This window comes from Mesorhizobium sp. M1078, assembly GCF_040318615.1.
Taxonomy (GTDB): Bacteria; Pseudomonadota; Alphaproteobacteria; order Rhizobiales; family Rhizobiaceae; genus Mesorhizobium.
The window spans coordinates 18,881-43,725 of sequence record NZ_JAMYMP010000032.1; the positions used below are offsets into that span (position 1 = coordinate 18,881).

Annotated in this window: 22 protein-coding genes; 10 read left to right on the forward strand and 12 right to left on the reverse strand. The window is 64.3% G+C overall.

The features are described 5' to 3' along the window. Positions 1–3: 3 nt before the first annotated feature. Positions 4–954, reverse strand: coding sequence for a DMT family transporter (locus NKH38_RS27150; RefSeq protein WP_352764348.1), 951 nt, complete (start codon positions 952–954; stop codon positions 4–6). Between the two features lie 226 nt (positions 955–1,180). Here NKH38_RS27150 and NKH38_RS27155 point away from each other — a divergent pair, with 226 nt between their 5' ends. After that, on the forward strand, positions 1,181–2,044 hold the full coding sequence (locus tag NKH38_RS27155; RefSeq protein WP_023726969.1) for a LysR family transcriptional regulator: 864 nt from the start codon (positions 1,181–1,183) through the stop codon (positions 2,042–2,044). Here the strand turns inward: NKH38_RS27155 and NKH38_RS27160 are convergent. The 3 genes from NKH38_RS27160 to NKH38_RS27170 all read right to left on the reverse strand — a co-directional run bounded on the left by NKH38_RS27160 (position 2,041) and on the right by NKH38_RS27170 (position 6,119). Beyond that, the gene (locus NKH38_RS27160; RefSeq protein WP_023685340.1) at positions 2,041–2,412 is read right to left on the reverse strand and encodes a glyoxalase superfamily protein; all 372 of its coding nucleotides are present in this window, start codon (positions 2,410–2,412) and stop codon (positions 2,041–2,043) included. The genes NKH38_RS27155 and NKH38_RS27160 overlap by 4 nt on opposite strands. A 41-nt stretch (positions 2,413–2,453) precedes the next feature. Then, positions 2,454–5,042, reverse strand: a complete 2,589-nt coding sequence (locus NKH38_RS27165; RefSeq protein WP_352764343.1) for a TIGR02302 family protein — start codon at positions 5,040–5,042, stop codon at positions 2,454–2,456. Positions 5,043–5,177: 135 nt separating this feature from the next. Beyond that, positions 5,178–6,119, reverse strand: coding sequence for a threonine/serine dehydratase (locus NKH38_RS27170; RefSeq protein WP_352764340.1), 942 nt, complete (start codon positions 6,117–6,119; stop codon positions 5,178–5,180). Between the two features lie 50 nt (positions 6,120–6,169). Here NKH38_RS27170 and NKH38_RS27175 point away from each other — a divergent pair, with 50 nt between their 5' ends. Continuing rightward, complete coding sequence (locus tag NKH38_RS27175; RefSeq protein ID WP_352764337.1) at positions 6,170–6,472, forward strand: ArsR/SmtB family transcription factor; 303 nt, start codon at positions 6,170–6,172, stop codon at positions 6,470–6,472. Positions 6,473–6,492: 20 nt separating this feature from the next. Here the strand turns inward: NKH38_RS27175 and lysA are convergent, their stop codons facing one another. From lysA to argH, 3 genes are all read right to left on the reverse strand, one after another. Then, positions 6,493–7,761, reverse strand: coding sequence for a diaminopimelate decarboxylase (lysA, locus tag NKH38_RS27180; RefSeq protein WP_352764334.1), 1,269 nt, complete (start codon positions 7,759–7,761; stop codon positions 6,493–6,495). A gap of 80 nt (positions 7,762–7,841) precedes the next feature. Then, positions 7,842–8,048 (reverse strand): hypothetical protein, encoded by a 207-nt coding sequence (locus NKH38_RS27185; protein ID WP_023673325.1) that lies wholly within the window; start codon positions 8,046–8,048, stop codon positions 7,842–7,844. Between the two features lie 68 nt (positions 8,049–8,116). Continuing rightward, positions 8,117–9,517, reverse strand: coding sequence for an argininosuccinate lyase (gene argH, locus NKH38_RS27190; RefSeq protein ID WP_352764331.1), 1,401 nt, complete (start codon positions 9,515–9,517; stop codon positions 8,117–8,119). 35 nt (positions 9,518–9,552) lie between these two features. On the opposite strand from argH, the gene tlpA reads away from it, so the two are divergent. Continuing rightward, positions 9,553–10,245: a thiol:disulfide interchange protein TlpA gene (gene tlpA, locus NKH38_RS27195; RefSeq protein ID WP_023734604.1), complete on the forward strand. Its 693-nt coding sequence runs from the start codon at positions 9,553–9,555 to the stop codon at positions 10,243–10,245. 91 nt (positions 10,246–10,336) lie between these two features. Here tlpA and NKH38_RS27200 read toward each other — a convergent pair whose 3' ends face one another. Both NKH38_RS27200 and NKH38_RS27205 read right to left on the reverse strand, forming a co-directional pair. Then, a complete protein-coding gene (locus NKH38_RS27200; protein ID WP_023698706.1) occupies positions 10,337–12,784 on the reverse strand; it encodes a bifunctional diguanylate cyclase/phosphodiesterase in 2,448 nt (815 codons plus the stop codon). Positions 12,785–12,931: 147 nt separating this feature from the next. Continuing rightward, the gene (locus tag NKH38_RS27205) at positions 12,932–13,078 is read right to left on the reverse strand and encodes a hypothetical protein (protein ID WP_023685332.1); all 147 of its coding nucleotides are present in this window, start codon (positions 13,076–13,078) and stop codon (positions 12,932–12,934) included. A 185-nt stretch (positions 13,079–13,263) separates the two neighbouring features. Here NKH38_RS27205 and ugpB point away from each other — a divergent pair, with 185 nt between their 5' ends. The 4 genes from ugpB (at position 13,264) to NKH38_RS27225 (ending at position 17,456) form a co-directional block, all read left to right on the forward strand. Beyond that, positions 13,264–14,574 carry a sn-glycerol-3-phosphate ABC transporter substrate-binding protein UgpB gene (gene ugpB / locus NKH38_RS27210; RefSeq protein ID WP_352764326.1) on the forward strand — a complete coding sequence of 437 codons (1,311 nt, stop codon included), beginning with the start codon at positions 13,264–13,266 and terminating at the stop codon, positions 14,572–14,574. Positions 14,575–14,644: 70 nt separating this feature from the next. Continuing rightward, positions 14,645–15,529 (forward strand): sn-glycerol-3-phosphate ABC transporter permease UgpA, encoded by an 885-nt coding sequence (ugpA, locus tag NKH38_RS27215; RefSeq protein ID WP_023685330.1) that lies wholly within the window; start codon positions 14,645–14,647, stop codon positions 15,527–15,529. Positions 15,530–15,538: 9 nt separating this feature from the next. Next, positions 15,539–16,387 carry a sn-glycerol-3-phosphate ABC transporter permease UgpE gene (gene ugpE, locus NKH38_RS27220; RefSeq protein WP_352764323.1) on the forward strand — a complete coding sequence of 283 codons (849 nt, stop codon included), beginning with the start codon at positions 15,539–15,541 and terminating at the stop codon, positions 16,385–16,387. A 7-nt stretch (positions 16,388–16,394) separates the two neighbouring features. Then, positions 16,395–17,456 (forward strand): sn-glycerol-3-phosphate import ATP-binding protein UgpC, encoded by a 1,062-nt coding sequence (locus NKH38_RS27225; RefSeq protein ID WP_352764320.1) that lies wholly within the window; start codon positions 16,395–16,397, stop codon positions 17,454–17,456. Positions 17,457–17,491: 35 nt separating this feature from the next. On the opposite strand, the gene NKH38_RS27230 is transcribed toward NKH38_RS27225, so the two are convergent. The 3 genes from NKH38_RS27230 to NKH38_RS27240 all read right to left on the reverse strand — a co-directional run bounded on the left by NKH38_RS27230 (position 17,492) and on the right by NKH38_RS27240 (position 21,304). After that, complete coding sequence (locus tag NKH38_RS27230; protein ID WP_352764317.1) at positions 17,492–18,574, reverse strand: ABC transporter ATP-binding protein; 1,083 nt, start codon at positions 18,572–18,574, stop codon at positions 17,492–17,494. Beyond that, entirely contained in the window at positions 18,571–20,142 is a 1,572-nt protein-coding gene (locus NKH38_RS27235) for an ABC transporter permease (RefSeq protein ID WP_352764314.1), read from the reverse strand. Before NKH38_RS27235 ends, NKH38_RS27230 begins: the two co-directional genes overlap by 4 nt. A gap of 154 nt (positions 20,143–20,296) precedes the next feature. Beyond that, on the reverse strand, positions 20,297–21,304 hold the full coding sequence (locus NKH38_RS27240) for an iron ABC transporter substrate-binding protein (RefSeq protein ID WP_023698702.1): 1,008 nt from the start codon (positions 21,302–21,304) through the stop codon (positions 20,297–20,299). Positions 21,305–21,508: 204 nt separating this feature from the next. Between NKH38_RS27240 and NKH38_RS27245 the strand changes: the two genes are divergently transcribed. The 3 genes from NKH38_RS27245 to NKH38_RS27255 all read left to right on the forward strand — a co-directional run bounded on the left by NKH38_RS27245 (position 21,509) and on the right by NKH38_RS27255 (position 24,837). Next, the gene (locus NKH38_RS27245; protein WP_023671665.1) at positions 21,509–22,060 is read left to right on the forward strand and encodes a sigma-70 family RNA polymerase sigma factor; all 552 of its coding nucleotides are present in this window, start codon (positions 21,509–21,511) and stop codon (positions 22,058–22,060) included. Between the two features lies 1 nt (position 22,061). Next, positions 22,062–22,700 (forward strand): NrsF family protein, encoded by a 639-nt coding sequence (locus NKH38_RS27250; RefSeq protein WP_023671666.1) that lies wholly within the window; start codon positions 22,062–22,064, stop codon positions 22,698–22,700. 202 nt (positions 22,701–22,902) lie between these two features. Then, positions 22,903–24,837, forward strand: coding sequence for a PAS domain S-box protein (locus NKH38_RS27255; protein ID WP_050587141.1), 1,935 nt, complete (start codon positions 22,903–22,905; stop codon positions 24,835–24,837). Positions 24,838–24,845 lie beyond the last annotated feature (8 nt).

Genomic DNA, 24,845 nt, shown 5'->3' on the forward strand with positions numbered 1-24,845 from the left:
GCTTCAGGCGGCATCCTGAGACGCGGCGAGGACAGGCGCAGCGCTCCGGCGCCGTTCGGTGTTGAGCGCCAGCAGACCGGCGCCGATGATCAGCGCCGCACCGATGGCGGTGGTCGAGCGCGGCACCTCGTCGAAGAACAGGAAGCCCCACAGCGGCGACCAGATAATCCCGGTGTATTCGAATGTGGCGACGCGGTTGGCGGGCGCCAGCCTGTAGGCCTGCGACAGCAGAATCATCCCGGCCGAAGCGACGAAGCCGCAGGCCGCCATCTTGAGGAAATCCGGGGTCGTCGGCCAGACCCACGGCCGCACCAGGAATTCGAGGCTGGGGTGGACAGCATGGGTTATGCCGGCAAGCCAGAATGTGCCGGCAACCGCAGCGGCGCCGACCAGATAGGCGCCGTTCTGGTAGAAGGCCATGACGGTGGAGGATTCGGTGTCGCCGATCTTGCGCGCCATCAGCTGTGAAAAGCCGTAGAGCAAAGCCGAGCCCAACGAAAGCAGCGCCGCCCAGTCGAACAGGCCGGCGCCCGGGGGCAGCATCACGACCACGCCCAGCATGCCGATCAGCACGGTGGCGAGAGCCTGCCAGGATACCCGCTCGCCGAGATAGGGCCCGGCTATCGCCATGATGAACAGGGGCGCCATGAAATAGAGCGCCACCGCGTCGGCGAGCGGCAAGGCAGCGATCGCCAGATAGTAGACCGTATAGGAGGAGAACTGGACGAAGGCGCGTATCGTCAGCAGGCCGAACCGCTTCGAGACAATGGCCCGCAGGCCGACATCGGCGCGAACGAGAACGACCAGGATCGGCAAAGCGACGATCGAGCGGATCCACATCACCTCGGTCACGGGATAGCCGGCCGACACCGCCTTGACCAGCGGGTCCTGGAGCGAGAACACCAGCACGCCAAGGCACAGGCTGATGATGCCGAGAACGATCCGGTTGCGCATGTTGTTCTGCCGGCCCTTGCCTTGACTGCCCGCAGCCGCCCGGCCATGGGGTAAAAAGAACCCGCCACCGTTTCGGGCAGCGGGTATGAGTGAGGACTCTTTGATTGGTCCACAGCCGGTTTCGCGGCGGCATATCCAATGGGTGAGCGGACTATGCTGCGGCGTTTGACATGTTGCAAACGAATTGGAATGATACCAGCGATCAAATTTGCTTATGACGGATTCGATGCGGCCAGCCCTCGACAGCGATCTCCTGCGCACCTTCGTCGCCATTGCCGAAGCGGGCAATTTCACCCGGGCGGCGGAGCAGGCCGGGCGCACCCAGTCGGCGGTGTCGATGCAGATGAAGAAGCTCGAGGAGCTGGTCGGCGACAGCCTGTTCGAACGCGGCTCGCGCGGCGTGGCGCTGACGCGCCGTGGCGGCGAGCTGATCGTCAATGCCCGCCGCATCGTCTCGCTGCTCGACGAGACGGCGGCATCGATGGCGGCGGCACCGCTTGGCGGGCCTGTGCGCATCGGCATTCCCGAGGAATATGGTCACGCCATCCTGTCGCGCGCGCTCGGCGCCTTCTCGAAGCGTCACACCAAGGTCGAGGTCACCGTGCGCTATGCACATTCGGGCGCCCAGCTGGCGGCGTTGGCGGCCGGTGAACTCGACCTCGCCGTGGTGTTCGAATGGCAGGATCCTTCCGGCGGCGAGGTGCTGATGCACGATCCGACCGTGTGGGTGACATCGAGCCTGCATCACATGCATGAGGAGCGGCCGGTGCCGATCGCGCTCTACAACCGGGCCGGCTGGTGCAAGGACTTCGCCATCAAATCGCTGGAGCAGCGTGGGCTGGCCTACCGTGTCGCCTATACCAGCGACACCACCGGCGGCCTGAAGCTCGCCGTCACCTCCGGCCTGGCGATCGCGCCGATCTCGCACAGCAACATTCCCGATGGCTGCCGCGAGCTCACCGCCGCTGACGGGTTCGGCCATATCGATTCCTCGAATGTGGTGATGCACCGTAGCCCAAATGCCTCAGGCGAAGCTATCGACGGCATGCAGGAGGCGATCCGCGAGGCGTTCGTCAACCGGCCGGCTTAGTCTGTTGCATCCTCGTAGAAATGCAGGCGATTGCCGAAGGGGTCGCCGACCGACACTTCACGGGTCTGCCACGACGTGGTTTCGAGGCCCGGCCGGGCGTAGCGGTATCTCTTGCCGATCAGTTCGCGGTGCAATGCCGCGATGTCCTCGACCTTGATGCGCATGGCTATACCCGGCGCGCCGTCGCCATGATGTTCGCTCAGATGCAGGACACAGCCGTCGCGGATTACACCCATGTAGAGCGGCGCATTGTCGTCGAAGCGGTGCTCGAACTCGACCTTGAAGCCGAGAAAGTCGACATAGAATTCGCGTGCCTTGGCGATGTCGAAGATGCGCAGGATGGGCGTGACGGCACCGAGTTTCGGCATGGCGCTGATACCATTCAGTTCGACGGATGTTGCCTTGGAGGCTACTTCAGCTCCAGCAGCCGCTCGAGGTAGCTGCGCTCGATGTCGGGGCTGAGCGCGTTGCCGAGCCGCTTGCGAATCGCCTCGAGAATCTGGCGGGCGCGCTGCACGTCGATCTCGTCGGGCACCTTCACCGAATCGCCGAAATCGGGTCCGCGGCTGGCGCGCGGTCGGCCCAGCGGATCGCGGCCGGCGTCCTGTTGGCGGCCGCCTTCCTGGCTGCCGCCCTGGTCGCCCTGCATCGCCTGCAGCTGCTTCATCATCTCCTTGGCGCCCTTGCGCAGCGCTTCCAGCGCGCGACCCTGGTGGCCGACTGCCTGGTCGCCTTCGCCTTCGCCAAGCGACTTTTCGGCATTGCCCATGGATTTGCCAGCGTCGCCAAACCCCTCATTGGGCTGCATGCCCATGCCTTCCAGGCCCTTCTTCAGCTTGTCGAGTTCGCTCTGCAACTGGCCCTGGCCTTCCTGCAGCTGCTTCATCGCATCGGCGAATTCCTGCGGTGTCATCGACTTCGGCCGGGCGAGAGGATCGCGATCCTTGCCGACGCCCGGCTGGTCCGGGTCGTCGCCATTGCCTTCGCCGGGCTGCTGATTATCTCCGCGCTGCATCTGGTCCATGCGGTAGGTGTCGTTCATCATCTCCTGCTGGCGGCGCATGATCTCGCCCAGCTTGTCCATCTGCTGGCGCATCTCGCTGTCCTGCTCGCCGCCCTGCTGCTGACGGCCGGCCTGCAGGTTGTTCAGCATGTTTTCCAGCTGCGACAGCAGCTCCTGCGCCTTGTCGCGGTCGCCCGACTTCGCCAGATTCTCGATCTGGTCCATCATGCGGTCGATATCACTCTGACGCAGCTCGCGGCCATTCTGCTGCATCTGCGGCGCGTTCGGGTTCTGCTTGGCGCGCTCGGCGAATTCCTGCAGGAATTCGTTCATCGCCTCGCGCAGTTCCTTCATCGCCTTTTCGATCTCTTCGTCGCTGGCGCCGCGCTTGATGGCGTCCTGCAGCGCCTGCTGGGCCTGGCGGAGCCGCTTTTCGGCGGACGAGAGATTGCCTTCCTCGATGCCGAGCGCGATTTCCCAGAGATAGGCAACCTCGTTGCGCAACTGATCGTCGCTGTCCGACATCTTCAGCCGGCTGCGGGCGCTCATAATGGCGAGGTAATGCGACATGTTGTCGAACGTGTCCTCGGGCCGCAGGGTGATGGCGTCCATCAGGTCGAGCACACGCGGCTTGGCATTGGCGTCGAGCGCCAGCAGGCGGCGCTGCTCGACCACCGCCCGCGCCAGCGGGTTGGCGAAGGGCCGCTCCGGCATCACAATAGTCTTGGTTTCGCTGGTCGCGGTGTGTCCGGCATCGTCGGTGGCGACAAGCGACAGCTTGATGCTGGCGCCGGCCCAGACGTGTTCGGTGAGGTCCTTGGTGGTCCTGGCGGCGTTCGCCTTGCCGCCGCGGCGCGGCGGCGCCAGCGGCAATTCAGGCGGACCGTAGAGCGGATGCGCATCGGGCGCCGCCGGATCGGCCAGCGCGAAAACCGCCTTGGCGGTGGCCGCGCCATAGTCGTCGTCGATCTGGTAGTTGAGCTCGAAAGCGCCGTTGACGGCGCGCTTGGGCTCGCCGACGAAGCGGATCGTCGGCGGCTTGTCGGGGATCACCGCGAAGGCCCAGCGACCGAGATCGGCTTCGCCCGACTTCAGCGTCAGCGTGCCGTCGGCGGTCAGCTTGCCGGTGAACTGGCGCAGCTTGGGGGTCGCGGGGTTGACCGCCGCTGCCTTGACGGCCGCCACCTGTGGTCCCGACGGGTCGATGGCGCGAGCATTGCCGCCCTTGTCGGCAAAGCTTAGCGTTTCCTCGCCGGAGCCGCCGGTCACGCGCAGCGAGACGTCGCTGCCTTGCGGCACGGTGAAGGTGGCAACCGCCTGCTTGGCGTTGCCATCGATGACTGGCGCGGTCAAGAAGATGGGCGGCTTGCCGGTATAGGCCGGCGGGGTCACCCAGGCATCGATGCGCGGCGGTACGATGTCGCGCGCCGCATGGGCACTGAAACCATCGGACATCCTGCCGCCGGACGGTCCGAAGGAGAAGGCAAAAGCGGTGACCAACAGCAGCGCCGCCACGGCACGCAATGCCCACGGATCGCGCTCCGGCACGCGGGTACGCGGCAGGTCGGCGCCAAGGCTGCCGAGCTTGTCGGCCATGCGCTTTTGGTGTTCGCGCCACAACGCCTGGGAAAAGATGCTTTCCTTGCCGCTGGGACGGTCGGTCTGCACCAGCACCGGGCTGTGCTGCAGCTGGTTGGCGGCCTCGATACGGCGGTCGATTTCAGCGGCGGATGGAAGCTTGAAGAAACGCAGCGGATAGAGCGCCGCCAGCGTGGCAATACCGAACGCAGTGACCAGGATAATGCGCGCAATGTCAGGCAGCCGAGGGAAAAGGCCGAGCCAGGAGAGGCTGAGAAACAGGCTCGCGATGATGAGCAGCGGCAGAAGCAGCGGCCAGCCGCGCTCGACCGTCATCGAGACCCGTGTCGCCAGCCGGCTCAGGGCAAGCCGCCCGGCCAGGCTGCGATCGCCACTGGAAATGGGGCGTTCCGTCATCGGCCCTTCCTGCCCGGGCGGGATAGCCCGGACTCAACAAGCAGAAGTTTACCAGCAAACACGGCAAAGGCGAGGCGGTTCCGGAAAACTTGAAAAGCTTGGCGGGTTTGCGTCCCACTTCAGTCGAAGCAAGGTTTAGAATTTCGCCGGATCGGTATTCGAGCCGCAGACAAGGACGGCGATCCGCTCGCCCGGCGCCGGCGTGTAGCGGCCGGACAGCAGCGCTGCGAAGGCCGCTGCGCCGCCCGGCTCGGCGATGATCCGCACCCGCTCCCACAGCGCCTTTTGCGCGGCGATGATGGCGTCGTCGGTGACCAGAATGGAGCGCTCGACAAAAGCCTCGGCGATCGGGAACATCATCTCGCCGACGCGTTTGGGCGCCAGCGAATCGGCGGCAACGCCTTCGGCGGGCGCATCGACGGGGTGGCCGGCCTCGAAGGCGCGATGCAGCGTCGGCGCGCCTTCGGGCTCGATGGCGATGATCCTGATGCGGCCGGCAAACCAGGCGGCGATGCCGCCGATCAGGCCGCCGCCGCCGACAGCGACCAGCAGCGTGTCGATGTCGGGCAGATCGGTTTCGATTTCGAGGCCGAGCGTGCCTTGGCCGACCAATGTTTCCTCCTGGTTGAAGGCATGGATCTGCAGCGCGCCGGTCTTTTCGGCAAAAGCCTCGCTGGCGGCCAGCGCCTCGGCATAGCGGGCGCCGCCGACGATCAGTTCGGCGCCGTAGCCGCGGATGCGCTGCAGCTTGGCCGCCGGGCTGACTTCGGGAACGAAGATCGTCGCCTTGTGGCCAAGCCGCATGGCGGCATAGGCGACTGCGGCGCCATGATTGCCGCCCGAAGCCGCAACCACGCCGGCCGCAGGCACCGGCCGTTCGAGCAGATTGGTGAAGGCGCCGCGCGCCTTGAACGAACCGGAATGCTGCAGGCATTCGAGCTTGAGGTCGACCGCCAGCGGCGGCCGGTCGAAATCGGCCATGTCGACGCGCAGCACCGGCGTGTGCCTCATATAGCGGCGGATGCGCGGTTCCATCGCGGCAATGCGTTCGCGCGTGACGGTGTTGCCGTTCGTCATGACCATCTCCTTGGGATTGACAGCAATTAGTAACTTGGCAAAATGGCTAAATGCAAGAGGTTGATGTCTTCAAGGCGATCGCCAATGAACGCAGGCTGCAGATCCTCGACTGGCTGAAGGATCCGCAGGCGCATTTCCCGGCCCAGGCAGACGGCGATCTGGTCGAGGACGGCGTTTGCGCGCTGCTGATCGCGGAGAAGCTCGGCATTACGCAGGCGACGCTCTCCGAACATATGCGCGTGCTTACCCAGGCCGGCCTGCTGCGGCCCAAGCGCATCAAGCAATGGACGTTCTACCGCCGCGACGAGGACAGCATCGCCGACGCAAGGTTGCTCATCCAGAACCGGCTGTAGCGCAGCCGGCGCTGCGGCTTCTATTTCAGCCAGTCGGGCACCGAATCCAGGCCGATCAGCTCGTCATAGGTCTGGCGCCGGCGCACGACGTGGAAACGGTCGCCGTCGACCAGAACCTCAGGCACAAGTAGGCGGGTGTTGTAGGTGCCGGATTGCACCGCGCCATAGGCGCCGGCGGTGGTGACGGCAATGAGGTCGCCAGACTTGAGCCGGGGCAGGTCACGGTCGAGGCCGAGATAGTCGCCGGTCTCGCAGACCGGGCCGACGACGTCGACCGCCATGCGCGGCGTGTCGGCCGGCGGCTGCACCACCGGCTTGATGTCGTGGAAGGCATCGTAGAGCGTCGGCCGGATCAGATCGTTCATGGCGGCGTCGACGACGAGGAAGTTCTTGGCGTCGCCTTCCTTCACGAATATCACTTCCGAGACCAGGATGCCGGCATTGCCGACGATCAGCCGGCCCGGCTCGAACATCACCTTCACCCCAAGCTTTGTCAGATGCTTCCTGACGATATCGGCATAGGCATCGGGCAGAGGCGGCGGGCTGTTGTCGGTGCGGTAGGGGATGCCGAGGCCGCCACCGAGATCGACATGCTCGACGGCGTGGCCATCGGCGCGCAGCGCGCGGACCAGTTCCGCCAGAAGCGCGAAAGCATCGTCAAAGGGCTGCAACTCGATGATCTGGCTGCCGATATGGGTATCGATGCCGATGGGCTTGGTGCCCGGCAAACCGGCCGCGCGGGCATAGACCTGGCGCGCCCTTTGCCATGGAATGCCGAACTTGTTCTCGGCCTTGCCGGTGGAGATCTTCCTGTGCGTCCTGGCGTCGACATCCGGGTTGATGCGCAGCGACACCGGCGCCACCTTGCCGAGCGCGGTCGCGCGGGCCGACAGCAATTCAAGCTCCGGCTCGGATTCGACATTGAAGCAGAGAATGCCGGCCTCGAGCGCGAAATCCATCTCGCGCGCGGTCTTGCCGACACCGGAAAACACGATCTTGTTGGCCGGGATTCCGGCGGCGAGCGCGCGGCGCATTTCGCCTTCCGAGACGGTGTCGGCGCCGGCGCCGAGCTTTGCCAGCGTTCGCAGCACCGCCTGGTTGGAATTCGCCTTCAAGGCGTAACAGACCAGCGTGTCGAGCCCGGCAAAGGCCCCGGCGAACACCCGGTAGTGCCTCGTCAAGGTTGCCGTCGAATAACAATAGAACGGCGTGCCGACGCTTGCGGCGATGTCTGGTATCGCCACGTCCTCGGCATGGAGCACGCCGTCGCGGTAATCGAAATGGTTCACGAGAGTGTTTCCGGAAGTTGGAGCACGAGACCTAGTTAGCACGAGACCTGGTCAGAAAGACCAAGCCGGTCTCATCGGCTCTAGATCAGCGGGTCGAGGATGAACTTCTTGTCCACGACCGGTTTTTCCGGCTCCGGCGGCACCGGCTGTTTGGCGCGCTCGGCGTCCTTGCGGGCCTGGACGGCCGCTTCATAGGGCGTGTCGAGACCAGCCTTACGGCCGCAAGCGGTCACGGCAGCCATCGCCGTCAGCAGCGTCAGCGTCACCAAAATCCTGCTTGCGGTCATCGATCCATCCGTCCGAAACTTTATGTGCTGCGCTTTTAACCGAGTTTTAGGCGCATTGCACCCCGGCATCATGCCTTGGCGATGCGCTTTTTCCAGCTGCGGATCTGCTTCCTGACCTCCGATGGCGCGGTGCCGCCGAAGCTGGTGCGGCTCTTGATCGAATTCTGCACCGCCAGCACCGAGAAAATGTCTGCCGTGATGCCGGGATTGATCGACTGCAAATCCTCCAGCGACAGCTTTTCCAGGCTCACCTTCTTCTCTTCGGCCAACGCCACCGCGCGGCCGGTGACATGGTGCGCCTCACGGAAGGGCAGGCCCAGCGTGCGCACCAGCCAGTCGGCGAGATCGGTCGCGGTCGCGTGGCCTGAGCCGGCCGCCTTCTTCATGGCTGCGGCATTGACCGTCATGTCGCGCACCATGCCGGTCATCGCCGCCAGCATCAGATCGAGCGTCTCGGCGGCATCGAAGACCGATTCTTTGTCTTCCTGCATGTCCTTGCCGTAGGTCAGCGGCATGCCCTTCATCACCGTCAGCAGCCCGACCAGATGGCCGGTGACGCGGCCGGTCTTGCCGCGCACCAGTTCGGCGGCGTCCGGGTTCTTCTTCTGCGGCATGATTGAGGAGCCGGTGGAGAAACTGTCCGACAGTCTGACAAAGCCGAATTGCGGCGTCGACCAGATGATGATTTCTTCGGCGAGCCGCGACAGATGCGTGGCGGAGATCGCCGCCAGGCTCAAAAACTCCAGCGCGAAATCGCGGTCGGAGACGCTGTCCAGCGAATTGCGCATCGGCTCGCGGAAGCCGAGCGCCTTGGCGGTCTTGTGGCGATCGATCGGAAAACTGGTGCCGGCAAGGGCTGCCGCGCCGAGCGGGCTTTCATCCATCCGCTCGATGGCGTCGCGGATGCGCGACAGGTCGCGCGAAAACATCTCGACATAGGCCATGCAGTGGTGGCCGAAGGTCACCGGCTGCGCCGCCTGCATGTGGGTGAAGCCCGGCATCACGGTTGCCGCATGCTCCTCGGCGCGCTCGAGCAAGGCTGAGATCAGCCCCTTCAGCGCCTCGGCAACGCGGAAACATTCGTCCTTGACCCAGAGCCGGAGATCCACCGCCACCTGGTCGTTGCGTGACCGCGCCGTGTGCAGGCGGCCGGCGGCCGGGCCGATCAGATCGGCGAGGCGGGCCTCGATGTTCATGTGAATGTCTTCCAGCCGGGTCGAGAACTCGAACGTGCCGGCCTCGATCTCTTTCAGGATCGTGTTCAGCCCGTGAGCGATCTTTTCTTGATCGGCCGCCGAAATAATGCCCGTTTCAGCCAGCATCTCGCTGTGGGCGATCGAACCTCTTATGTCTTGCGCATAGAGTTTGCGGTCGAACGAAATCGACGCGTTGATCGCTTCCATGATCGCGGCCGGACCCGAGGCAAAACGTCCGCCCCACATCTGGTTGCTGGCCTTCTTGTCGCTCATCGCTATGACCCGTGCTCCGGAGCAGTCTTAGAAAAATGGCAGACGGTAACAGATACTTCCCGGCCCCGCGCCTGATCCTCGCCGCTTTGCTGGCGGGCGTGCTGGCCGGCGCGGTCGCGGTATATGTCAGCGAGAGCGGGTCTGGCAACAACGCAGCCACCGGCAGCGCACCTGCGGCCGGCGCGGGCAACAGCAAGGACGACGTCGCCTGCGCCGCCAAGAGCGACCGCGCCAAAAAAGTTGCCGCCGCAGCCACCGGCCAGGTTGCGGCATTGCTGCCCGCCGATCCGCCGCAATCGCTGGAAAGTCTCGCCTTCAACGGTCCCGACGGCAAGCCGATGACGCTCGCCGATCATGCCGGCAAGACCGTGCTGCTCAATCTGTGGGCAACGTGGTGCGCGCCCTGCCGCGCCGAAATGCCGGCGCTCGACGCCTTGCAGAAGGAAAAGGGCAGCGATGCCTTCGAAGTGGTCGCGGTCAATGTCGATGCCGGCGACGATGTGAAGCCCAAGAAGTTCCTCGCCGATATCGGCATCGGGTCGCTCGGCTACTACCGCGATTCGACGCTGGCGCTGTTCAACGACGTCAAGACGCGTGGCTTGGCACTAGGCCTCCCCGTCACCATGCTGATCGATGGCGAAGGCTGCCTGATCGCGCATATGAACGGACCGGCCGAATGGTCAGGACCGGATGCCAAGCGCCTGGTCGAGGCCGCACTCGCCCCTTAGAGCGGTTCACCGTTTCGTCGAAACGGCTACCCGCGCTAACTTTTTTGTTTCGACGCAATTTCGGACGGAAAACCGTTTCACACTAATTGCTCTAGGCTGAGCGCAGGGCCGCCGCCGGCGGCAGCATCAAGATGCTGCCGCCGCGTTGTTTGACGCCGGCGTCGTCTTGTGCCGCCGGTGCCGCGACGCCGGTCAGTTCGCTGAACGCCTCGATCGGGCTGGGCCGGCCTAGATAGTAGCCCTGGCCGATCTCGCAGGCCTCGGCGTCGAGGAATTTCAGCTCGCCCAGCGTCTCGACGCCCTCGGCCAGAACCGGCAGGCCGAGACCGCGGCCAAGCCCCAGAACGGCGCGCACGATGGCTGCCACCTGGCCGTTGCTGTCGACTGATTTGATGAATGAGCCGTCGATCTTGATCTTGTCGAAGGGGAAGGCGCGGAGATTGGACAGCGAGGAGTAGCCGGTGCCGAAATCGTCCATCGCCACACGCACGCCAAGCGCCTTCACCTGGCGCAAGGTCGCCAGCGCGCGCGGCATGTCCTTGACCAGCGCCGTTTCGGTGATCTCGAGTTCGAGCCTGCCGGGCGTCAGGCCGGAGCCGAGCAGGACTTCATGCACCTTGCGGCTGAAATTCGGATTGTGGAGCTGCACCGCCGAGACATTGACCGCGACGGTGAGAGGGTTCTTCCAGCGCGCTGCCTCGGCGCAGGCCGTCGCCAGCACCCATTCGCCGATCTGGATGATGACGCCGCTGTCTTCGGCCACCGGGATGAAGGTCGCCGGCGACACGTCGCCGCGCTGCGGATGGCGCCAGCGGATCAGCGCTTCGAACCCGACCATCCGCCCGCTGCTGATCTCCTTTTGTGGCTGGTAGACGAGGCGAAACTCATCGCGCGCCATGGCCTGGCGCAGTTCGTGCTCCATCACGCGCCGGTCTCGCGCCTCGGCGCCCATCGAGGCCTCGAAGTAACGGTAAGTGTCCTTGCCCTCGGCCTTGGCGCGGTAGAGCGCGGTGTCGGCGTGGCTGACCAGGAGTGTCGGCTCATCGGCGTCGAGCGGATAAAGTGCAATGCCGATGCTGGCCGACACCAGCCCGCCACCGACCGACAGCCGGTTTTCCTCGCGCATGGCCGCCAGCACCGCCTCGGCGATGCGGCCGGCCGCCTGCGGATCGGGAAGGTTCGGAGCGATGATGGCGAACTCGTCGCCGCCGAGCCGCGCCAGCATCTGTCCGTGGCGGAGCACGGCGGAGGCGCATAGCGCCACCTTCTGCAGCATGGCATCGCCGGCGCCATGCCCGAACAGGTCGTTCACTTCCTTGAAGCGGTCGAGGTCGAGCAGCAGCAGCGCAAGATGCCCACCCTTGCCGCCGCGGTCCATTGCGGCAATTTCGGCCTCGAGCCGGCCGGAGAAACTGCGGCGGTTGGGGAGCCCGGTCAGCGGGTCGAAATGGGCGAGGCGCAGGATCTCCTGCTCGGCCTTCCTGCGTTCGCGGATGTCGCGCACGGCGACCACGCTGTGCCGCTTGCCGCAATAGTCGATGCTTCTGGCGATAAGTTCGACGGGGATGGTGGCGCCGTCATGGGCTCTGAGTTCGGCTTCCTGTGCCTGTCCGCTGCAGTCGGACATGCCGGCCGCGGTGCGTTCGCCGAAGAGGTCGCCAAGCAGCATCGCGTTCAGCACTTCCGGCGCAATGCCGGTGAGTGCCGCGATGCTGTCATTGGCGCTGACGATGCGGGCGCCGTCGCAGACGATCAGCCCCTCGACGGCGGCGTTGGCGAGGCCGTGCATGCGCTCGGCCTCGAGCTTGTGACGCCGGAAGCGAAGGTCGATCCACAATGCTGCGGCTGAAAGCACCAGGATAGCCATGCTGACTGCAGCGGCGGCGAAGGCCTGCGACACCGGTTCGACCGTGAACTGCGATATCTCGATGGAGGAGTCCGGGAAGATCGACACCGCGCCCATGGCGATGAAGTGCAGGCTGCAGATCGCCAGCGTCAACAGGATGGCGGCGGCGATTGTGGCCTGCATGGACGGCCGTCGCAACACGACCAGCAGCGCCAGCGCGGCGAGGGTGACGCCTGTCAGCACCGAGACGCCGACCAGCAGCGGGTTCCAGACGATGCGCCCTTCGACCTCGAAGGCGGCCATGCCGATATAGTGCATGGCGGCGATACCAGCGCCGAGGACCGCGCCGCCGACCAGAGGGTAGTCGATGCCCCGGCGCAAGGTGGCGATCCACATGCCCGCAGCGGTCAGGGCGACGGAACCGGCGAGCGAAAGCGCAGACATTTCCGTATTGTAGGCGTTGGGGATTCCGGGAGAAAAGGCAAGCATTGCGATGAAATGCGTCGCCCAGATACCGAAGCCGGTAGAAGTGGCTGCTATCATCAGCCAGGTATAGCGGTTGCGCTCGCTCGAGCGGTCGACATGGCGAAGCAGGTTGACCGCCGAGAAGGAAGAAATACCGCAAATGAGCGCTGCCAGTGCGACCAGTCTCAGATCGTGCTCATGCACGATACAATTATAGACCGTCAGCATCTCGCCCCACCTGCTCTCCCACAGCAATCAAGCCGTCCACTTGATTAGTATGCCACGCTTGACGAAGAATCGGTTATGCGAACTACAACTACAGCGGGTTTTTCGGGTTGTACGTTGCGGCGATCCTGTCTCATTCCAGACGCACGGTTACAGCAGCGCCTGGCGCGATGCCGCTCGGCCGATCTCGATCTGGCCGAGCGCCGGTTTGGCGGCCGCACGGTGCAGGTGCGTGGCGCTGTCACGCGGGCCCTTCACGCATCGCTGGGCGGTCGGCGATCCTTGCAGGCCCACCATGCCCCATTCTATCGCTGAGCCGGCTTGGCATTTCTCTCTGTCCTCGTTGCAAGGCGAGGGGGCGCGAAGTTAGCCGGGTATGAAATTCACGAAACAGCAACAAATCCGTTGTCCGATTGTCATCAGCGACACATATTGCGTTCGCGGGAGCGCCCCTTTCGCCAATGACAAACGGGAGATGAAACATGAAGTTGTTCGGCTTTGCGGCCGGTGTTGCCGCCACCTTGACCCTGCTTTCCACCACCTCCGCCTTCGCCGCCACCCAGATCAGTTGGTGGCATGCAATGACCGGCGCCAATGCCGAGGTGGTCGACAAGATCGCCAAGGATTTCAATGCCAGCCAGAGCGACTATGAAATTCTCCCTGTTTTCAAGGGCACCTATCCCGAAACGCTGAATGCCGGCATCGCTGCCTTTCGTGCGGGGCAAGCGCCCGACATCATCCAGGTGTTCGACGTGGGTACCGGCGTCATGATGGCCGCCGAAGGTGCGATCAAGCCGGTGGCCGATGTGCTGACCAGCGCCGGCGTGACCTTCGACAAGAGCCAGTATTTGCCCGGCATCGTCGGCTACTATTCGAAGCCGGACGGGACCATGCTGTCCTTCCCCTATAATTCCTCGTCGCCCATCCTCTACTACAACAAGGATATCTTCCAGAAGGCCGGGCTTGATGTGAACAACCCGCCAAAGACCTGGAACGAGGTGTGGGAAGCCGCCAAGAAGATCAAGGCGAGCGGCGCCGCTTCCTGCGGCTATACCTCGACCTGGTTGACCTGGATCCACCTTGAGGCCTTCGCTGCCTGGAATGACGTTTCCTATGGCACCAACCAGAACGGACTTGCCGGAACCGACGTCGAGCTCAAGATCAATGCGCCGATCTTCGTCGATCATTTCCAGGCGCTCGCCGACCTGGCCAAGGACGGCACCTTCAAATATGGCGGCCGTACCTCCGAAGCCAAGCAGATCTTCCTTGCCGGAGAATGCGGCATCTTCACCGAATCGTCGGGGGGGCTCGGTGACATCGTCAAGTCGGGCATGAACTACGGCATCGGCCAGCTTCCCTATGATAGTGACGCCAAGGGCGCGCCCCAGAACACCACGCCGGGCGGCGCCAGCCTGTGGGTGTTCGGCAACAAATCGGACGAGGAATACAAGGGCGTCGCGGCGTTCTTCTCCTACCTGTCCAAGACCGAAGTGCAGGAGTATCTGCATCAGAAGTCGGGTTATCTGCCGGTGACGCTCGCTGCCTATGAGGCGACCAAGAAGTCCGGCTTCTATGACAAGAACCCGGGCCGTGAGACGCCGATCCTGCAGATGCTGGGCAAGGCGCCGACCGAGAACTCGAAGGGCGTGCGCCTCGTCAACCTGCCGCAGGTGCGCGACATCGAGAATGAGGAGTTCGAGAAGATGCTGGCCGGCCAGCAGACTGCGCAGCAGGCGCTCGACAACGCGGTCGCACGCGGCAACAAGGCGATTCAGGAAGCGATCGGAAACTGAAGCGATTGTCAGTTGAACCTCGTCCACGCGGACCCGCGTGGACGATTTCCTGAATAGCGAGGGAATCACCCTGTCTCCACGCGTCGTCTTTCCCAACAAGACCCTGCCTTACCTGCTGGTGGCGCCGCAACTCGCCATTACGCTGATCTTTTTCTACTGGCCGACCGGGCAGGCGCTCTACCAGTCGATGCTTAGGGAAGACCCGTTCGGGCTGAAGAGCAAGTTCGTCGGGCTCGCCAATTTTCGCAAGGTGCTGGCCGACCCGGCCTACCTCAACTCGATCAAAGTTACGCTGGTGTTCTCTCTGGCGACCGCGATGGTCGCCATGGGTGTGGCCCTGTTGCTTGCCGTCATGGCCGAGAAGGTGGTGCGCGGCAAAGGCCTTTATCGCACGCTGCTGATCTGGCCGTATGCGGTGGCGCCGGCGATTGCCGGCATGTTGTGGCTGTTTCTGTTCAACCCCTCGATCGGTTCGCTGGCCTACGCCTTGAGAGGTCTCGGCATCGCCTGGGATCCCTTGCTTAACGGAAACCAAGCCATGATCCTGCTGGTATCTGCGGCTGCCTGGAAGCAGATCAGCTACAATTTCCTGTTCTTCGTCGCCGGGCTGCAGGCGGTGCCGAAGACGTTGATAGAGGCGGCGGCCATGGACGGCGCCGGGGAGACGAAGCGCTTCTGGACCATCGTCTTCCCGCTGCTCGCACCGACGACCTTCTTCCTGCTGGTCGTCAACACTGTCTATGCGCTGTTCGACACTTTCGGTATCGTTCATGCCGTCACCGGCGGCGGGCCAGGCAAGGCCACCGAGACGCTGGTCTACAAGGTCTACAATGATGGTTTCGTCAATTTGATCCTCGGCGATTCGGCCGCGCAGTCGGTCATCCTGATGGTCATCGTCATCTCACTCACGGCCATCCAGTTCCGCTATGTGGAACGCAAAGTCCACTACGGTTGAGCGCGAGCGATGATTGGTCAGTCCCCGCTTCGCGCCCTCATCGCCCACGCCGTGCTCATCCTGGGCATCCTGATCGTCGCTTTCCCGATCTACTACACCTTCGTTGCCTCCACGCAGACGCTGCAGACCATCCTCAAGCCGCCATTGCCTCTTTTGCCCGGCGACCAGGTCTGGAACAATTACAGCGAGGCGCTGTTCGGCGGTGTCGGCCGCATCGGCGGCGTCAGTGTCGGCCGATTGCTGCTCAACACCACGATCATGGCGCTCGGCATCGCGGTGGGGAAGATTTTCATCTCGATCCTTTCGGCCTATGCGATCGTGTTCTTCCGTTTTCCGCTTCGGATGGTCTTCTTCTGGCTGATCTTCATCACGCTGATGCTTCCCGTCGAGGTGCGCATCCTGCCGACCTACAAGGTGATGGTCGATCTCGGCATGATCGACACCTATGCCGGCCTGATCATTCCGCTGATCGCCTCGGCCACCGCCACGCTTCTGTTTCGCCAGTTCTTCATGACCATTCCAGGTGAGTTGGTGGAAGCGGCGCGTGTCGACGGCGCCGGACCATGGCTCTTCTTTTTCGACATCCTGCTGCCGCTGTCGCGCACCAACATCGCAGCACTGTTCGTCATCCTCTTCATCTATGGCTGGACGCAGTACCTGTGGCCGCTGCTCGTCACCAACAGCAACGACATGAACACCATCGTCATCGCACTTAGAAAGATGGTCTCCTTCGCCGATGCCGATACCCAATGGCATCTGGTCATGGTCACCGCGATGCTGGCCATACTGCCGCCGATCCTGATCGTGGTGCTGATGCAACGCTGGTTCGTGCGCGGACTTGTCGATTCCGAAAAGTGAGAAGCCGATGGCGACCGTCGATCTGAAGGATGTGAAGAAGGTCTATCCCAGCGGCGTCGAGGCGGTGAGGGGTGTCTCCATCGCCATTCCCGACAAGGAGCTTTGCGTGCTGGTTGGGCCGTCCGGCTGCGGCAAGTCCACGCTGCTGCGGATGATCGCCGGGCTTGAGACCATTTCTTCCGGCACCGTCGCCATCGACGGCAAGATCGTCAACACGATCGGTCCGACCGAGCGCGACATCGCCATGGTGTTCCAGAGCTATGCGCTCTATCCGCATATGAAGGTCTACGACAACATGGCCTACGGGTTGCGCAACCGGGGTACTCCCAAGGACGAGATCGACAGCAGGGTTCGCGCGACCGCCAAGGTCCTGGAACTCACGGCGCTGCTCGACCGGCGCCCACGCGAGCTTTCCGGCGGCCAGCGCCAGCGCGTGGCCATGGGTCGCGCAATCGTGCGCAATCCAAAAGTCTTCCTGTTCGACGAACCGCTTTCCAACCTCGACGCCAAACTGCGCGGCCAGATGCGGGTCGAAATCAAGAATTTGCAGCGCTCGCTCGGTGTCACCTCGGTCTACGTCACCCACGACCAGCTTGAGGCGATGACGCTGGCCGATATTCTCGTCGTCATGAATGGCGGGTTGGTCGAGCAGACGGGCGCGCCGCTCGACATCTACGAGAAGCCGGCATCGACCTTCGTCGCCTCCTTCATCGGAGCGCCGCCGATGAACCTTCTGCCTCTTTCGCAAGGACCGGCTGGTCCGGCGCTGACCGACGGCAAGACGGTTGACTTCGCGCCTACGAACGCCGCCACGCTTGGCTTCCGCCCTGAGGATGCCGACGTCACCTTCAGTGCCGAGGCATCATCCGGCGCGCTTATTCTGCCTGCGGCGGTCGAGGCGGTCGAACCTGTGGGAGCCGAAAGCTTTCTTCACTGTGCCGCCGGCGGCAACCGCATCGTCGTGCGTGTGGCCGGCCGCGCCACGGCCAAACCCGGCGATCAACTGCGCGTCGTGGCCAGGGCCGAGAAGCTGCATTGGTTCGACAATGCTGGGAAACGAGTCGATTGACGCAGCCGCTCGCGCCAATCCGACGCATCGGCAGTTCAGGCGAAGACATGCGCCTTGCCGGAAACTGTCAGACGCACGATCTCGCCGACGGCAGGTGCGTCGATTCCCGGCTTGCGTAAGGTCAGCGGTGTGCTGCCGATCGCCGCGGCGTCCGGCGGATCGGGGTTGTTCAACAGCCGCACGGCAATGGTGCACATCGAGCCTGCGAATTCCGAGTCCGTCACCTCGGCGAATATCGTGCCCGCAGGACCCGACATGCCTTCGCGCGACGTGCGCTTTACCTGCACCTGCTCCGGTCGCAGCATGATGCGGGCGATGTCGAGCCGCTCCTTCGAGTCGACGGCTATGCGACCAAGCGAGGAGGTGGCGAAGCCGCCTGAAATCTTTGCCGGCAAGATGATGGCGTCGCCAAGAAACTCGGCAACCATACGGTCTTTCGGCTGCAGATAGAGTTCTCGCGGTGTGCCGATCTGAGAGAACTTTCCGTCGCGCATGACCGCCACCTGGCTGGCGAAGGACAGCGCCTCGGCCTGGTCGTGGGTGACCAGGATGGTGGTGATGCCGGCGGCTTCGAGTAGTTCGGCGACCGCCTTGCGCATCGAGGCGCGCAGACCGGTGTCGAGCGCCGAGAACGGTTCGTCGAGAAGCATCAGCCTGGGCTTCATCGCCATGGCGCGGGCCAGCGCCACGCGCTGCTGCTGGCCGCCGGAGAGCTGGTGCGGGCGGCGCTTGAGGATCGCCTTGTCCAGCCCGACGGTATAGGCGAGCTCGGCGATGCGCTCGGCGCGCTGGTCCTCGCCGCGGGCCATGCCAAAGCCGATATTGTCGCCGATGCTGAGATGCGGGAACAGGGCGCCGTCCTGCGCCACCAGGCCGATGCCGCGGCGGTGCGCCGGCACCGCATGGCCGCCATTGGCCAGCACCTCGCCGTCGAGCACGACGCGGCCCTGGTCGGGCGCCTCGAAGCCGGCGATCAGCCGCAGCAACGTCGTCTTGCCGCAGCCGGACGGGCCGACGATCGCGGTGCGACTGCCGCTTGCGGCGCTGAGCTCGATGCCGGCAAGGGCTGCGACCGGGCCGTAGTGCTTGGTGAGGCCACTGATTTCGAGAAAGCTCATCGCCCGGCCATCCGTTTCGACTGGACATAGAGCAGCCAGGTCAGCGGCAGCGACATCGCCACCATGATGAAGGCGTAAGGGGCGGCGGAGGCATAGTCGATCTCGCCGCTATAGGACCAGAACGCCATGGCCAGCGTGCGCGTGCCGTTGGGCGCCAGCATCTGGGTGGCGGTCAGCTCGTTCATGATGCCGAGCGCGACCAGCGCCATGCCGGCCGCAGCCCCCGGCGCCGACAGGCGAATCGTTGTCGACCAAAGCGCCTTCAGCGGCGGCCGGCCAAGGCTGGCGGCGGCGCGTTCGAGCTCGACCGGCGCCTGTGCGATCGAGGCTCTGAGGCTGATCAAGGCGCGCGGCAGGAACATCAGGGCATAGGCGACCAGGATTGTGAACAGCGTCTGGTAGAGCGGCATGGCGATGCGCACGGTAATGGTGACCAAGGCCAGCGCGATGACCACGCCGGGCAGCGAACCGACAATGTAGTTGCAGCCTTCGAGCAGCCGCTGCAGCGGCCCCGGCGCGCGGATCGAGATCCAGGCCATAGGTGTGGCGGCGATAGTGGCGAGCACGGCGCCGGCGAGCGCCAGGAATACCGTTTGGCCAAGCGCCAGGCCGATCTCGTCGAAGCGCCAGACATCGACGCCGCCGGCGACCAGCCAGCGGCCGATGGTGACGAAGGGCACGCCGATGGCGAGAAGCGTGGTGACGGCAGGCAGAGCCAGGCAGGGCAGGGTGGCGCGACCGAGCCTGGTGCGCTGCTGGCGGCGCGCGGCACCCGAGCCTACGCGGGCATAGCGTTCCTCGCCGCGCACCAGCACCTCCAGCGCGAGCAGCACGAAGCAGCAAGTCACCAGGACGCCGGCCAGCATGTTGGCGGCGGGACCGTTGAAGGTCGACTGGAACTGGTCGACGATCGCCGTGGTGAAAGTGTCGAAGCGGATGAAGACGTAGAGGCCGTATTCGGCCAGCAGATGCAGGCCGACCAGCAGCGCGCCGCCGCAAATGGCCAGTCTCAGCTGCGGCAGCACGACACGCCAAAACACCCGCCATGGTCCAAGGCCGAGTGCTGCGGCTGCGTCCTCCAAAGCAGGATCGAGCCGGCGCAGAGCCGCCGCCAGCGGCAGATAGAGGAACGGGAAATAGGCGAGAACCGAGACCAGCACGCCGGCCCACAGGCCGTGCAAGGTCGGCACCATGGTGATCCAGGCGTAGGAATGCACGAAGGCGGGGATGGCGAGCGGCGCCACCGACAGCCAAGCCCACAGGCGGGCGCCGGGCAGGTCGCTGCGCTCGGTCAGCCATGCCAGCGCCACCGACAGCACGGTGGCGATCGGTACGGTGAGCGCCACCAGAAGCACGGTGTTGACCAGGAGTTCACCGACGCGCGGCCGAAAGATCAGAGCCGAGACGGTGTCCCAGCCCGTCTGCACGCCGGTCCAGATGATGAAGGCCAGCGGCAGCAGCGACAGCAGCGAGACGATTATGGCAGCAAGCGCGATCCAGGACATGGCCTGCCTGCGGGACCGCTTGGCTGCCTGGCCTGAACGTGCGAGATCGACGACAGACTGCATCACCTCACCCGCGCCACTGCCGCCGGGGCGGGGGCGCCGCAGGCGCGGCCGGAAACGCAATGTGTCGTCATGGACAATGCCATCTCGAAAACAGAGCGCTCCTGCGGAAAGTCCGGCAGGAGCGCAATCGTTGCCCTTTTAGGACGAACCCAGCCTAAAGCAAGCCGGCTGCCGTCATCAGGTCCGTCACCTTTTTGGAGTTCAGTGTCGCCGGATCGACCTTCGGCGCCTGCAGGTCGGCCAGCGGCACCAGCTTGGGATTGGACTGCGCGTCCTTGCCGATAGCGTATTCGAAGGACGTGCCGGTCTTCAGCACGTCCTGGCCGCCTTTCCCGGTCACCCATTTGAGGAACGCCTGGGCTTCCTTCGGGTGCTTGCTCGAGGCGAGCACGCCGCCGCCGGAGATCGAGACGAAAGCGCCGGGATCCTGGTTCTTGAAATAATGCAGTTCGACGTTCTTGCTGTTTTCGCCGGTCTTTGCCTGATCGCCGAAATAGTAATAGTGGTAGATGATTCCGCCTTCGATCTCGCCGGCATTGACCGCCTTCATCACCGTGCCGTTGCCCTTGTAGGCGGTGAAATTCTCCTTCATGGCCTTCAGCCAGTCGGCGGTTGCGGCTTCGCCCTTGAGCTCGAGCAGCGCGCTGACGATGGCCTGAAAATCGGCGCCGGAAGGCGAGGCTGCCCAGCGGCCTTTCCAGGCGGGATCGGCGAGATCGAGCATCGATTTGGGCAGCTTTTCGGCCGTGAGCTTGGTCTTGTTGTAGGCAAAGACGGTGCTGCGCGCCGCGACACCCACCCATTTGCCGCTGCTCGGCTGGAATTCGGCCGGGACTTGCGCCAGCGTGTCGGCGTCGACCGGCGCGAAAAGGCCCGCCGCTTCGACCAGGGTCATCGCCGGCGAGTTTTCGGTCAGGAACACGTCGGCCGGCGAAGAAGCGCCCTCGGCGACGATCTGGTTGGAGAAATCGCTGTCGCCGCCATTGCGCAGCGTGACCTTGATGCCGGTTTCCTTGGTGAAACCTTCGACCCATTCCTTGGCCAGGCTCTCATGCTGGGCGTTGTAGACGATGATGCCGGCATCCGCGGCCATCGCCGGCCCGGCGATCATGCTCACGGCCAGCGCTGTGGCTCCCGCTAGGGTGGAGAGCGTGTATCTCATGGCGTCATCCTCAATCTCGGTGGTTCTGGTTTCGCAGGCTGCACCTATCGATACCTGACAGCAGTAGTCAACATTGCTCGGCTGCTTCAATCGGTCGCCGCTCCCGCAAACTTTCGTGATTTTGCGGCACTTTGGCTTGGACATCATTTCGCCGGACACGTAACAAATCGGTGCCGAGGCGCGAAGATCGGGGAGTGAACTCTTGTGAGCGGCAAGGATGAGGCCGAGCTTTCCCGGCTGATGCGGGCCGCGATCGCGGGAGATGAAAGGGCCTACGCCGACTTTTTGCACCGGATCGCCGCGCTGGTTCGCGGCTTTGCGAGGCGCAAGATCGTACAGGGCGGGGTCGATCCCGAGGATGTCGTGCAGGAAACCTTGCTGGCCATTCATGTGAAACGGCATACCTGGCGCCAGGACGCGCCGGTGTTGCCATGGATCTATGCGATAGCCCGCTTCAAGCTGATCGATGCTTTCCGGCGGCGCGGACGGCGCATCGAAATCGAGATCGACGAGATCGCCGAGACCTTTGCCGAGCCGGAAACCGAGACCGTCAGCGAACGCGACATCAACCGGGCGCTGGACGGACTGCCGGCTGCGCAGCGTTCCGTCGTTTCTTCGATCTCGGTCGACGGCCGCTCCATCGGCGAGACGGCGGCCAGGCTCGGCGTCAGCGAGACGGCGGTGCGGGTGTCGCTGCATCGCGGGCTTGCCGCGATCGCCAAGCGATTTGGGCAGGGGCGCTTCGGGCGGCAGTGACATGAGGACGGAGGATCTCATCAAGGCACTCGACGCCGACACAAGCAGCAAGGCGATGCCGCTGCGCTCGGCCTGGTTGATGGCGGCGGCAGCCGCGGCGGTGATCGCGGCTCTGGTCTTCTTTCTCACCATCGGCCCGCGTCCCGACATCATGACCGCCATGCACACGATGCGGTTCCTGGCGAAGTTCGTGTTCACCATCGTGCTCGCCGTCACCGCCTTTGGCCTGGTCCGGGCGTTGTCGACGCCGGGCGCTTCGACGGCAAGAGCCGCGGCCTGGATGCTGGCGGCGCCGCTGCTGGTGGCCGTGGCGGTGGCTCTCGAACTGTTCATGGTGCCGGAGCCGATGTGGAGCACGCGCATGGTCGGCTCCAACATGATGATCTGCATGGGCTTCATCCCGCTGATCGGAATCGGCCCACTTGCCGTCTTCCTGTGGATGCTGCGCTATGGAGCGCCGACGCGGCCGGTGTTGGCCGGGGCGGTCGCGGGACTGCTCGCCGGCGGCCTGGCGGCGACCTTCTACGCCGCGCACTGCTTCGACGATTCGCCGCTTTTCGTCGCCACCTGGTACACGCTCGCCATCGCCGTCCTCGCCGGTCTGGGCGCGCTCGGGGGACGGTTCTTCGTGCGCTGGTGACCGGGCCGTCCAAGATCGCCCAATAATCACCGATCCTTAATCATGCCGGGAATTGTTTGCGGGTTCACCGTGTTGCCGGTGGCTCCGGCGCAACCTTTCCTTAAAATCGATCATCCAGTGTTTTTTGCAGAAATGTGTTGCGCATGGGGTGGCATGCACAGTGATGCGACGAGAGCGAAAAAGCCTGCGGGCTGACAGTCACGTGGCTTTGGTGCTTGCGGCCGGAGGGCTTTGCGCTGCCGTGGTCGCGCTCCTGCTGTCGCGGCTCGATGTCAGCGCCGAAGTGCTGAAACTCTGCCTGCAGATATCGGTGCCGGTCGCCGCCGTTGCGCTGATTCTCGCCGCCCTGTTCATTTACCGGATACTGGACGACCGCCGGCAGATCGCCGAAAGCGAGCAGCGTTTCCGCCGCGCCATGGAGGATTCGGCGATCGGCATCGCCATTGTCGGCCTCGACGGCCGCATCCATGAAACCAACCCGGCCTTCGCCGCCATGCTCGGCTATAGCAAGCAGGAGATCGAGGCGCTGACCTTCTTCCAGATCACCCATCCCGACGATGTGCAGATCGGCCGTGAGACGATGGACGGCATGCGGGCGGGCACCGTCAACGCCTTCCACTTCGAAAAGCGCTACCTCAGGAAGGACGGCACGCCGGTATGGGCCCATCTTGCCGGTTCCGTCATTCGCGACGAGAAGAGCGGGAGCCCGCTCTACCTGGTCTCCCAGATCGAGGATATCGATGCGCGCAAGCAATCCGAGGCGCGCATAGCCGAAGCCGAAACGCGCTGGAATTTTGCCCTGGCCAGCGCCGGACAAGGCGTCTGGGATCTTGATATGCGGAAGGGCGGCACCACCTACTCCGCCACCTGGGTGAAGATGCTGGGCTATGCCGATGGCGAACTGGACGGCGACCCCGACCGCTGGCTGGCGATGATCCACCCCGACGATCGCGAAAACGTCGCCGAAGCCGATCGTGCCCATCTGGAGGGCAGGACACCGTTCTTCGAAGCCGAGTTCCGGATGCGCCACAAGGATGGCCACTGGGTCTGGATCCTCGACCGCGGCAAGACGCTCGAACGCGACAAGGACGGACGGCTGGTCAGGGCCATCGGCAGCCTGACCGACATCACCCAGCGCAAGCAAACCGAGGAAAGCCTCATCGTATCGGCGGCAATGCTGGCCGACGAGAAGGAGCGGCTGAGGGTGACGCTGCAGTCGATCGGCGACGCCGTCATCTGCACCGATGCCGCCAACCGCATCACCTTCATGAACCCGGTCGCCGAAAAGCTCACCGGCGTTGTTGGCGCGGAGGCGCTCGGCAAGACGCTTGGCCATGTCTACTGGGCGGTGGACGAAGAAACCGGGCAAAGGATCGGCATGACGCGGCCGGCGCTCGGCAGCGCCAGCCCTGCCGACCAGAACAGTCGCGCCGTCCTCATCCGTCGCGACGACACACGCTGCAGCATCCGCCAGGTGGTGTCGCCGATCATGAACGACCGCCAGGAGTTCTGCGGTCTTGTCATCGTCTTCCAGGACTTCACCGATGCGCGCGCCTTGCAGCGCCAGCTCGCCTATGCCGCCGCGCATGATGCGCTGACCGGCCTTGCCAACCGTTCGAGCTTTATCCGCACCATGGAGGAACTGGTCGACCGGAGCCGCAAGGCCGGCACAGCCAGGTCGGCGGGCGAACATCATTTCATGTTCATCGATCTGGACCATTTCAAGCTGGTCAACGACACTGGCGGGCACGCCGCCGGCGACGCCTTGTTGAAGCGGGTTGCCGAGGCCATTCGCGGTGCGCTTGGGCCGGAGGATATCGTGGCCCGCCTCGGCGGCGACGAATTCGCGGTCATCCTGAAAGCCGGGCCGAGCGCCGGCGCCAGGATTGCCGCACGCTCTGTCATCGACGCCATCCGCGGCCTGCAGTTCAGCTGGGACGGCCGGCCGCATGCGATCGATGCCAGCATCGGGCTGGCGCCAATCCACAGCAACAGCGGTGAAGTCGACGAGATCATCGCCCGGGCCGATGCTGCCTGCTATGCGGCCAAGGCCGCCGGCCGCGGCTGTGTTTCCGTGGCGCCTGACGATACCGGGTCAAGAGGCCAAGCAGAGCCGCCGCTTGCAGCGGCGTCCTGAGGGAGCAC